The 9460-nt window shown below is 54.2% G+C and carries 11 protein-coding genes; 2 read left to right on the forward strand and 9 right to left on the reverse strand.

Features of this window, described 5'->3' with window-relative positions; genetic code table 11:
- Positions 1-84 precede the first annotated feature (84 nt).
- Positions 85-450 carry a glycine cleavage system protein GcvH gene (gene gcvH / locus AC2T28_RS21575; protein WP_486750712.1) on the reverse strand — a complete coding sequence of 122 codons (366 nt, stop codon included), beginning with the start codon at positions 448-450 and terminating at the stop codon, positions 85-87.
- 17 nt (positions 451-467) lie between these two features.
- Positions 468-1565: a glycine cleavage system aminomethyltransferase GcvT gene (gene gcvT, locus AC2T28_RS21580; RefSeq protein ID WP_486750713.1), complete on the reverse strand. Its 1098-nt coding sequence runs from the start codon at positions 1563-1565 to the stop codon at positions 468-470.
- A gap of 276 nt (positions 1566-1841) precedes the next feature.
- Between gcvT and AC2T28_RS21585 the strand changes: the two genes are divergently transcribed.
- Entirely contained in the window at positions 1842-2456 is a 615-nt protein-coding gene (locus AC2T28_RS21585; RefSeq protein WP_486750714.1) for a helix-turn-helix domain-containing protein, read from the forward strand.
- 103 nt (positions 2457-2559) lie between these two features.
- On the opposite strand, the gene AC2T28_RS21590 is transcribed toward AC2T28_RS21585, so the two are convergent.
- From AC2T28_RS21590 to prpB, 4 genes are all read right to left on the reverse strand, one after another.
- Entirely contained in the window at positions 2560-3072 is a 513-nt protein-coding gene (locus tag AC2T28_RS21590; RefSeq protein WP_486750715.1) for a GNAT family N-acetyltransferase, read from the reverse strand.
- A 27-nt stretch (positions 3073-3099) separates the two neighbouring features.
- Positions 3100-3573 carry a DMP19 family protein gene (locus AC2T28_RS21595; RefSeq protein ID WP_486750716.1) on the reverse strand — a complete coding sequence of 158 codons (474 nt, stop codon included), beginning with the start codon at positions 3571-3573 and terminating at the stop codon, positions 3100-3102.
- Positions 3574-3645: 72 nt separating this feature from the next.
- A complete protein-coding gene (locus tag AC2T28_RS21600; RefSeq protein WP_486750717.1) occupies positions 3646-4782 on the reverse strand; it encodes a PrpF domain-containing protein in 1137 nt (378 codons plus the stop codon).
- A gap of 54 nt (positions 4783-4836) precedes the next feature.
- Positions 4837-5709 (reverse strand): methylisocitrate lyase, encoded by an 873-nt coding sequence (prpB, locus tag AC2T28_RS21605; RefSeq protein ID WP_486750718.1) that lies wholly within the window; start codon positions 5707-5709, stop codon positions 4837-4839.
- Positions 5710-6487: 778 nt separating this feature from the next.
- On the opposite strand from prpB, the gene AC2T28_RS21610 reads away from it, so the two are divergent.
- A complete protein-coding gene (locus AC2T28_RS21610) occupies positions 6488-7153 on the forward strand; it encodes a GntR family transcriptional regulator (protein WP_486750719.1) in 666 nt (221 codons plus the stop codon).
- Positions 7154-7235: 82 nt separating this feature from the next.
- Here the strand turns inward: AC2T28_RS21610 and AC2T28_RS21615 are convergent, their stop codons facing one another.
- The 3 genes from AC2T28_RS21615 to AC2T28_RS21625 all read right to left on the reverse strand — a co-directional run.
- Positions 7236-7784: a chemotaxis protein CheD gene (locus AC2T28_RS21615; RefSeq protein WP_486750720.1), complete on the reverse strand. Its 549-nt coding sequence runs from the start codon at positions 7782-7784 to the stop codon at positions 7236-7238.
- Between the two features lie 23 nt (positions 7785-7807).
- Complete coding sequence (locus AC2T28_RS21620; protein ID WP_486750724.1) at positions 7808-8749, reverse strand: CheB methylesterase domain-containing protein; 942 nt, start codon at positions 8747-8749, stop codon at positions 7808-7810.
- Between the two features lie 178 nt (positions 8750-8927).
- Positions 8928-9460, reverse strand: a 533-nt coding sequence (locus AC2T28_RS21625) for a methyl-accepting chemotaxis protein (protein ID WP_486750721.1), incomplete at its 5' end; no start/stop codon positions are given.

Consider the following 9460-nt stretch of genomic DNA (forward strand, 5'->3'; position numbering starts at 1 on the left):
TGTGTGATCCCACGGCGGGGAATTTGGGGGGAGGTAGAAACTGTCCTCTGGATCGTCTCTACCTCAAACGGGCGGAGCCCAAATTTAGCCGATAAAGGCTTTGTAGCCGTCCAGATCCATCAGATCTTCCAGCTGGTCAGCGTTGGTCAGCTTGATCTTGTAGATCCAAGCGTCGCCTTCTGGGCTTTCGTTCAGCGAACCTGGGTTTTCTTCCAGCGTTTCGTTGACTTCGGTCACTTCGCCGTCAACAGCTGCATAGATTTCCGAAGCGGCTTTGACCGATTCAATCACGCCGATGTCGTCACCTTTTTCAAAGTCGTCACCAACTTCTTTTTGCTCGACAAAAACGATCTCGCCCAGCTGGTCAGCGGCGTGTTGGGTGATGCCTACGGTGGCAGTTTCACCTTCGACGGTCAGCCATTCGTGCTCTTCGGAATAATAAGTTGTCATTGTTCGGCTCCTGGACTTTAGCGTTTGTAATTCTGGGTGACGAAAGGCATCGCAGCGATTTCAGCAGGTTGCGTCTTGCCGCGGATAAGTAGGTTGATTTTGGTGCCCGGTTCGCTGTGTTCGGTTGCGACATAGCCCATCGCAACTGGCGCGCCAACCGTTGGGCCAAAACCACCCGAGGTGATGGATCCGATGGTATTGCCATCGGCGTCTTGCACTTCGACGCCGGCGCGGGCCGGGGCGCGACCAGTTGGTTTGATGCCAACCAGTTTTTTGCTCACACCCTCGGCCAGATCGCGCTGGATGCGCTCGGCGCCGGGGAAGCCACCTTCTTCGCGGCGGCGTTTCTGCATCGCCCAAGTCAGCGAGGCCTCGACCGGCGAGGTCGAATTGTCGATGTCGTTGCCATAGAGGCACAGACCGGATTCCAGACGCAGACTGTCGCGCGCACCCAGGCCAACAGGTTCGCAGTCTTCATGGGCCAGGAATGCGCGGCAGACTTCAACGGCTTTATCTTCGGGGATGGAAACTTCGTATCCATCTTCGCCGGTGTAGCCCAGACGCGAAATGCGGCACTCAACGCCATTGATCTCGGCAACCGTGGTTTCCATGAATTTCAGATCGCGCGCGGCGGGGCACAGATCACCCACCACGTTTTCGGCTGCGGGGCCCTGAACCGCAACCAGTGCACGGTCAAAGATTTCGGTGACTTCAACACCGTCCAGATTTTCCGCCATGTGGGGGATATCCTGGTGACGCATCGAAGCGTTGACAACCAGGAACAGGTGATCGCCGGCATTGGCAACAATCAGGTCATCCATGATGCCGCCGTCGGGGTTGGTAAAGAAGGTATAGCGGGCTTTGCCTTCTTTCAGAGTGGTCAGCGCCGATGGCACCAGCGATTCCAGCTTTTCGGCAGCACCTTCGCCGCGCAGGATGACCTGACCCATGTGGCTGACGTCAAACAGACCAGCCTTGGTGCGGGTGTGGTTGTGTTCACCCATGATGCCCATGGGATATTGGACCGGCATTTCCCAGCCAGCGAAATCAACCATCTTGCCGCCGAGTTCGACGTGCAGATCATACAGCGGGGTGCGTTTGGGCGCATCAGTCATGACGGTGGCCTTTTTGTTGGGTCAGATCGGACAGGCAAAAATTTGGACATTCCTGCGCAACAGCAGGACAGGGGTGCGCTTGCAGTCCAGTGATGATCATGTGGCGGCCTCCCGTGAATGTCATTTTCAAAATTTCGAGTATGCACTTGTATACGTACACAAGACGCAATGTTCCTTTAGGAAACTTTTCCCTTATTGGCAACAAATTTCATGATAGGGTGGCTTTGACTGAAGTTTGTGACACCGTTAAGTTGTTGAAGATAGGAGAAAACCCGTATGGAACCGGTACAGACAGAAGAGACAGGCCCCGCCGCCGAGGCCCGTGAAGCACCGGATGGGCAGGTTCTGGGGCAAATGATTCGCGATGCGCGCAAGGCCAAGGGGCTGACATTGGAAGAGGCTGCCAAAGCCGCAGCCATAGGCCGGTCGACGCTGTCGAAGATCGAAAACAACCAGACTAAGCCGAGTTTTGACATCATCCGCCGCTTGATGGAGACGCTGGAGCTGAAGACGCCGCAACTGTTTGTGCAGTCGGGCAAAAGCGATATTTCAGGTCGTCGCGATTACACGCTGACCGGCAGGGGTGAGCAGCAGGAAACCGCGACATACGATCATGAGCTGTTGTGTACTGAGCTGACCAGCAAACGCATGTTGCCATACATCAGTACCATCAAGGCGCGTGATGTTACCGAGTTTGAAAGCTGGGTCCGCCATCGTGGTGAAGAGTTCATGTATGTGATCAGCGGCACGCTGACATTATATACAGAGCACTATCGGCCGTTGGAGATGACCGCCGGTGACAGTGTGTATTATGACAGCGGCATGGGCCATGGCTGTGTGTCGACCAGCGAAGAAGACGCCAAGGTGCTATGGGTGTCGCTGGAGTTGTGATGTTTCAAATAACATAACCACAATTATTGGATGATTGATGGTCGCGCTGGTGCAGATCCACGATATGTCTTGAACCTACATGAAGATGTGAGCGCGACAGCGTTTAAGTTGCGGAGCGTAATTTGCTCATAGTCATAAGGTTCCAAAACTCATCCTGATACCGCACTGACTGTCTTGCGGTTCCTTCCCCTACAAAACCTGCCCTTTCATATGCTGCAATTGCCGGGCCGTTGAAGGTGAACACGCGTAGTTCAAGGCGTTGAATGTCGGGGCGCTGAAACGCGGTGTGCTCGGCAAGGGAAAGGATGGCTTTGGCGTGTCCCTTGCCACGGTGATCAGGAGAGATGAGCACGCGACCAAGTCCTGCTTGGCCGCTTCGATCATAATAAGTTAGCTGAAATGTGCCAATAAATTCATCGTTGTCGTTGATGACAGCCCAACTCTCACGGGGCGGTCTTTCGCCCTGATGTTCGGCATTGAGTTCGGCAAGTGCGTCCATACTTAAAGGAAAGTCTAAATTCGGTCCGGCCCAGATAATGAGCGCTCGCTCGTTTGCGATCCATGTTTTTAACACCGCAGCGTCGTTTAGGTCGAGTTTTCGCAGTGTAAGGCTCATTGGGATCTACTGTTGGTCGTAAGTTGGTTAGTCAGGCTTAGCCGCATAAGCATCGGCGAGTGGCACGAACTTTGGCAATTTCCGAAAGAACGTGTCCGTATCCGCAAGTTCATAAAATGCATCGTCAAATTCGTCAAAATCAATTCCGTTATCTGGCTGTCCAACGATTTCTGCTCTTCGTGCTTTCTCATCCGGAAACGGGGTTCCGAGTTTTGACATAGCATCACTGATCACTGTGCTCACATCGGGCATTCCAATTGCCGTAAACCCCTTTACGGCTTCGGGCGCAGTGGTTCCTGTCGAGTTGAAAAAGTATTGCGAAAACCCACCATTGTAGACCTCGAGGTGAAGCCAATGAACGCAGAACAGGTGGACTGCCTTGGGCGGGATATCAGCGATGCTCTCTAACCAGGCGTCTCGGCCGTCGTAGAAGTTAAACGTGTCATAATATGGCTCATAAAAAGCTGGGTATGCCCGAGGGGCATTAAAGATATGGAACATGCTAAATTGCCTGAATAAAACTCGCTTCGTTTAACGTGGCAAAGCAAAATGGCTTTTCTTTGACTAACTATTTTAGAGCATGGACTTGGGGCACAGCACTGCCCCCTCCATAATGCGTCGCTGGGTGCGAAATGCAGTGGCTGACCGCGCGTTTGGTCCGTCTGCGCCATATGCAACATCGGCCTGAACCGGAAGTATGCCCGACGGGTTTCCTATGCGAAGAACATGGCTGTTGGGCGCAAGCTCTTGGACCAGAGACCCCTTGATTTGCGCTGCAACAGCAACACATAGCGCGCCGGTCAAAGTGATGGCGCGGTGGCAATTTTCCATCGAGATAATACGGATCGATACATCAAAGCTGTCTTGAGCATGCTCTGCGCCATCCATCGACGTGAACTGTTGTGGGTGGCCAATGATGGCGATTTTGGGGTTCGACAAGGCGGCATTCTCGGGTGTGTCCGACATGCCCATCGCAACAGATGCTGCCCGGCGGATGTGGTCAAGCTTCGCCATGGTTTCTGTTTGGGCATCCAGTTCCGAAGGGGCTTCGGCTCCGGTCAGGCCCAGATCGGTCGCGCGGATAAAAACCACCGGGTTAGAGGCGTCGACCATTGTAGCTTCAATGGCCCCTACCCCCGGAACCTGCAGGGTGTCGACGGCTGCGCCAGTGGGCAGAAGTCGGCCGGTAACTGCGCCGCCGGGGGTTAGATAGTCGAGCTGGATCTTGGCACCGGTGCCAGACACGCCGGGGATTGAAAAATCGCCTGTTTCCACCGGGCACCCGTCCTGGACGTTAAACCTGGCGTGAAAGATCTTGTCGGTATTGGTGTTGCGCACCCGAACCATTGCCGGGCCGTCGGCGCAGGATACAAGCCCCTCCTCTACCGCAAATGGCCCCACGGCGGATGACATGTTGCCACACATGCCGCTGTAGTCGGCCACGGGTTTGTCGACCGAGATTTGCACAAAAGTGTAATCGACATCCGCGTCCGGGCTTTCGGACGGGCCGACAATCACAACCTTTGACACCGACGACAGCCCGCCGCCCATGCCGTCAAGTTGGCGACCGTTGGCGTCGGGGCTACCCATGATGTGCAGAAACATCCGATCACGCGCGGCCCTGTCGGTGGGCAGGTCTCCGGCTTTGAAAATCACTGCGTTTGAAGTGCCGCCGCGATAAAACGCCGTCCTAATTCGCGTTTGCCCCATATTGCGGCCCCTGCCCTTGCGTGTGTCTGTGTTTAGACCCTGGTCACTGTTTAGTTAGCGTCCGCGAGGGTCGGGTAAAACCGTTTCCTGAATTTGATCATCCAGAGCTTCGTAATCATAATAGCGGATGGTTTCATACAGCTCGGCACGGGTTTGCATGTTGGGAATGGCAGCTTCGGCTGAGCCGTCCTGCATCAACGTGGCATAGAACTCTTCAACAGCGCGGGCGGCAATGCGCATAGAGGACACCGGCCAGATCGCCATGCTAACACCAAGCTTGGCAAAATCTGAGGCGCTCATCTGCGGTGTGCGGCCAAATTCGGTCATGTTGCCAAATATCGGAACGGTCAACGCCTCGGCAAAAATGGCGAAGTCCTGCTGCGATGGCAGCGCTTCGGGGAAGATTACGTCTGCGCCTGCTTCAACATACAATTTGGCGCGCGACATGGCGGCATCGTGCCCTTCGGACGCGGCGGCATCGGTTCGGGCAATGATGACCAGATCGCTGCGTGCACGTTTGGCGGCGGCGATCTTCGCGGCCATATCTTCGGGGGCAATCAGTTTCTTGCCATTCAGGTGGCCGCATTTCTTTGGCAAAACCTGGTCTTCCAGCTGAATCGCTGCGGCGCCTGCGTCCTCGAGCTCGTGAACCAGGCGCATCACGTTGATCGCCTCACCGTAGCCGGTATCCCCATCGACAATCAGCGGCAGCCCGCTGGCGCGGACTATTGCGCGCGTGCGCCCGATCAGTTCGTCCATGGTCAGCATTCCCAGATCAGGAAGTCCCAACGAAGCAGTAAGGGCTGCACCGGACAGGTAGATTGCCTCGAAGCCCGCTGACCGGGCCAAAAGCGCCGACATCGGGTCGTGCGCGCCGGGGATCATAACAAAGCCCTCTTTGTATAGGCGTCGAAAGATGTCGCCCATCCTATTTGCGCTTCGTTTTTCCAGCCAAAGAGGTGGTAGGTTGGTGCTCATTAAATCGCCCTTATTGCGGCATCACTTTTATCACCAAATTCATAAGGCAATCGCGAGGATGTGAAAGCCACATTTTGTGTTACCGAACGACCTTCATTGTGGCCGTCCTGCAAACGATGCCTGCCTAATGTGCCTATATAAAAGAGCGCCCGCATGAAATGTTCTTTTGTAGTACAATACCATCGATTCTTGCGTTCGTCAAGGCGCATCCATGGCGTGAAAATTGACGTAATCCTGTGTTTTTATGAGGTAATTTTACCTGCTGTGCGCTTTATCTGGCCTCTTAGGTCTGAAGGTAACCAGCGGTTGTAGGACATTGCTAGCGCAGCACCTCCCTCTAACGGAAAACAGCTTTTGTAGTGCTCGCAAAGCGGCGGTATCGGCCTGAGCGCTGCCCGAAACGTGGCGTTGCGAGCTGTCATCACGGCCCTGTATTTGAACAGTTTGCTGTTTTGGAGAAGGAAAGCGACGCCCCGTCTGATCCTGTAACCAGATAGGGTGTCGTCTGTGCAGTCCTGCCAAATGGCTGTTTCGGGATTTTCTGCTCTTTGTCTGCTTTGCCTGATGCAGATCTTATTTTGTAGTACAATACCATTGATTCTGGCCGATTGTCAAGCAGCCATCAGCAGTATCCGTTTGACGATCTATTTGTTTTTCCATATAAAATTAACAAATGAACCACAGCCGGTCAGTGCTTTGATTGTCTTGAAAAAAGGGTTGTATTACATTGCCTTCCAGCTCATCCGACCTTACCGCGCAGCGCATATATGCCAAGCTGCGCGAAGATATCTTGAATGGAGAACGCGAGCCAGGAACACGCCTTGGTGAAATGGCGTTGTGCAAAGAGTTTGACGTTAGTCGCGGACCCGTCCGGGCAGCGCTAAGTCTTTTAGCAGAAGCAGGAATTTTGACAATCGTGCCCCATAGTGGGGCCAGTGTCAGGGTGATAAGTCGCGCGGATGCGCGGGCACTTTACCAGGTCCGAGCGGCTCTGGAAGCCGAAGCTGCATCGCTTGCTGCCGATGCGATTGGCCCCGATACAGCCGAGCAACTGCGAGATTTGCTGGTGGAGCACACCAAACAGGTGACGGCTCACCCTACCGGCGCTTATGTTCAGACAAAAAAAAGCAGTGATTTTCACTTAGTTGTCGCCAGATTGTCGGACAATCCGGTTTTGCTGCATTATCTCAGCAAAGAGATGTACCCGCAGATGGCGCTGCTGCGGTCTAGGCATAAACACGTGAAGGGCCGCGGCTTGGTTGCATTGAAAGAGCATCAACGTATTGCCGTAGCGATCCTCGCTGGTGACAGAGAAGTTGCAGGTATTCTGATGCGCCGCCATATCAACATCAGCTGGGAGTCTTTTGAATCTCAGCTTGACGATGACGAATAGGAAAGATGCATTCTGAATGTATTAAAACGGCCGCAGCAAAAAATGCAGCGGCCGTTTTCCTGTCTCATCGAAACACGTGGATTTAGAACAGTGTAACTGCGCCCACATCTGCTGTAACTGGGGCTGGCGCTGCTGCTGCGCGCTCTTGTTCACCAAGACGGCGGTCATTTTCAACGCGTGTTTGTTGGGCATTTCCCGTCACAGGATGAAATCGAACCCGACGGGCCGAAGTGCCGCCAACACTGGAAGAAACAACGCGGATACCTTCGTCGCGCAGGAACTGCTGCACAAAAGTGGCGTTCGATAACCCGATATCTGACAGATTGGCCGACATCTTAGCGCCGCCAAAGACTTTGGCTCTTAGGTTGCTTCGAATAGCCCCCTTTTTGAGCACGCCGTTGATCAGCAACTCCATTGCATGAACACCATACCGGGCGCTTTTGGCGTCCTGGCCACTGGTGTTGGCCAACAGAAAGTGGTTTATGCCGCCGACCCCGGTTTCTTCGTCGTATATACACGCGGCGATACAAGAGCCCAACACGGTTGAAAACACGGTTGATGGGTCTTTGGATACACGAAATTCGCCTTGCAAAACCGTAGTTGGTTTGGATTTTCCGAATACAGAACTCAAAGTAGTTTCCTTCTTAGTTTGTATCAGGATTTGCAGGCCTGAAGTAGAGTGCCAGCCATGCGGGCCAGCGAAACTTGTTTTTGTGCGGCTCCGGTTTGCCAAGCCACGCGAGGCATGCCGTAGACAACCGAACTCGCTTCATCCTGGGCAAAGGTTGTTGCCCCAGCCTTGCGCAGTTCCAGCAGGCCTCTGGCCCCATCTTGCCCCATACCGGTTAAGATTGTTGCTACAACATTCTTCGCAAAGGGCACTGCTGAGCTAAAAAGTGCATCAACCGATGGTGTATGACCCGAGATCGGAGGGCCTTCTTTTAGGCGGGTGCGATGGGGCTTACGCGGGGTCAACCCCAGGTGTTGTTTCTGGCCGGCTGCAATATGCACTGTGCCGGGTTCCAGCTGGATGCTGTCTGACGCGGCAACAACCTTGGCGGCACAGATCCGATCCAACAGCGACACCAGTCCAGGGCCGAAATTCTTGCCGGTGTGCTGGACGATAACCGTAGGCGGGCAGTTTTGCGGAAAGCCTACCAGCAGGCTGCGCAAAGCCTCGACGCCACCTGTTGACGACCCGATCAGGATGATTTTGTCGGTGTTACCGGCTGCGGCCGCAGTTCCATTTGCCGCTGAGCGACGTTTGGTTTCCTGGCGGCGCGGCGCTTTGACCATCATGTCGAAGTACTGACTAAATTGAACCGGGTGGTCCGACTTGGTCAGTTCGAAAATCCCGGCACCACGATCCAACAATGGGTTGGATTTACGCGCAGGGGCGGCGCTATTGTCATCCATCACAGAAACCCAGCGGGTATCCAGTGCAGAGAACAAAGCCATCATCATTTCGAATTCAGGAAGTTTGGTGAACCCGTCTTCGATGAACGCAAAGGTTGGTTGTATCGATTCAGCCTGATTGTAGGCCATCATCAAGTTATTGGCCAAAAGGACCTTCATGCCGGGATAGGCCGACTCCATATGGCTCTGCAATTTGCGGGCAAAGCCGCGGTCCAGAGTTACGATCAAGACGCTTAAGGAAGACAATGATGCACCCACTTCAGTTCGCTCGGTTGAGGATCAACCGGTTTCAAGGAGCCAGAGCCGGTTTCAATTCACCTGATCTTGGTCAGGATCATGTCACCGGCTCTGGCCTATATTAAAAGTCCTGCCAAACGGCCGTAGCACCTGTGTCGTTGACCGCCATAGCACGTGGTTGGGGCTGGTTATCTTCTTCGATATCCCAGTCCATCCCATGTGCGCTTGGCGCTTCTGGTTCGGCACCCACATTGGCAACAGGCTGATGGCTGGTGTTGCCATCGATTGTGAAATGCGACACCAGTTTGGCCAGTTTTCCAGCATCGGTGTTCAGCAAGTGGCTGGCCGCAGTGGCCTCTTCCACCATGGCGGCGTTCTGCTGGGTCACTTGATCCAGCTGAGTTACACCAATGTTGATTTCACCCAGGCCTGTGGATTGTTCCGTCGACCCAACCGCGATTTCCGACACCAACTGCGAGATGTGGCCAACACGGTTTACGATGCTGTTGAGCGCCTCGCCCGCCTTGCCAACCAGATCAACGCCCTGTTCCACTTGCTTGGAACTGTCGCTGATCAACGTCTTGATCTCCATCGCCGCATCTGACGAACGCTGCGCCAAGGCGCGCACTTCGGAGGCCACAACCGCAAATCCAC

This window comes from Parasedimentitalea nitratireducens, assembly GCF_057444295.1.

Excerpts from the sequence above, each read along its gene's own strand:
- AC2T28_RS21590 (WP_486750715.1), bottom strand. The coding sequence starts at position 3,072 with ATGAGCCTTACACTGCGAAAACTCGACCTAAACGACGCTGCGGTGTTA.
- gcvT (WP_486750713.1), bottom strand. The coding sequence starts at position 1,565 with ATGACTGATGCGCCCAAACGCACCCCGCTGTATGATCTGCACGTCGAA.
- AC2T28_RS21585 (WP_486750714.1), top strand. The coding sequence starts at position 1,842 with ATGGAACCGGTACAGACAGAAGAGACAGGCCCCGCCGCCGAGGCCCGT.
- prpB (WP_486750718.1), bottom strand. The coding sequence starts at position 5,709 with ATGGGCGACATCTTTCGACGCCTATACAAAGAGGGCTTTGTTATGATC.
- AC2T28_RS21600 (WP_486750717.1), bottom strand. The coding sequence starts at position 4,782 with ATGGGGCAAACGCGAATTAGGACGGCGTTTTATCGCGGCGGCACTTCA.
- AC2T28_RS21620 (WP_486750724.1), bottom strand. The coding sequence starts at position 8,749 with ATGGAGTCGGCCTATCCCGGCATGAAGGTCCTTTTGGCCAATAACTTG.
- AC2T28_RS21595 (WP_486750716.1), bottom strand. The coding sequence starts at position 3,573 with ATGTTCCATATCTTTAATGCCCCTCGGGCATACCCAGCTTTTTATGAG.
- gcvH (WP_486750712.1), bottom strand. The coding sequence starts at position 450 with ATGACAACTTATTATTCCGAAGAGCACGAATGGCTGACCGTCGAAGGT.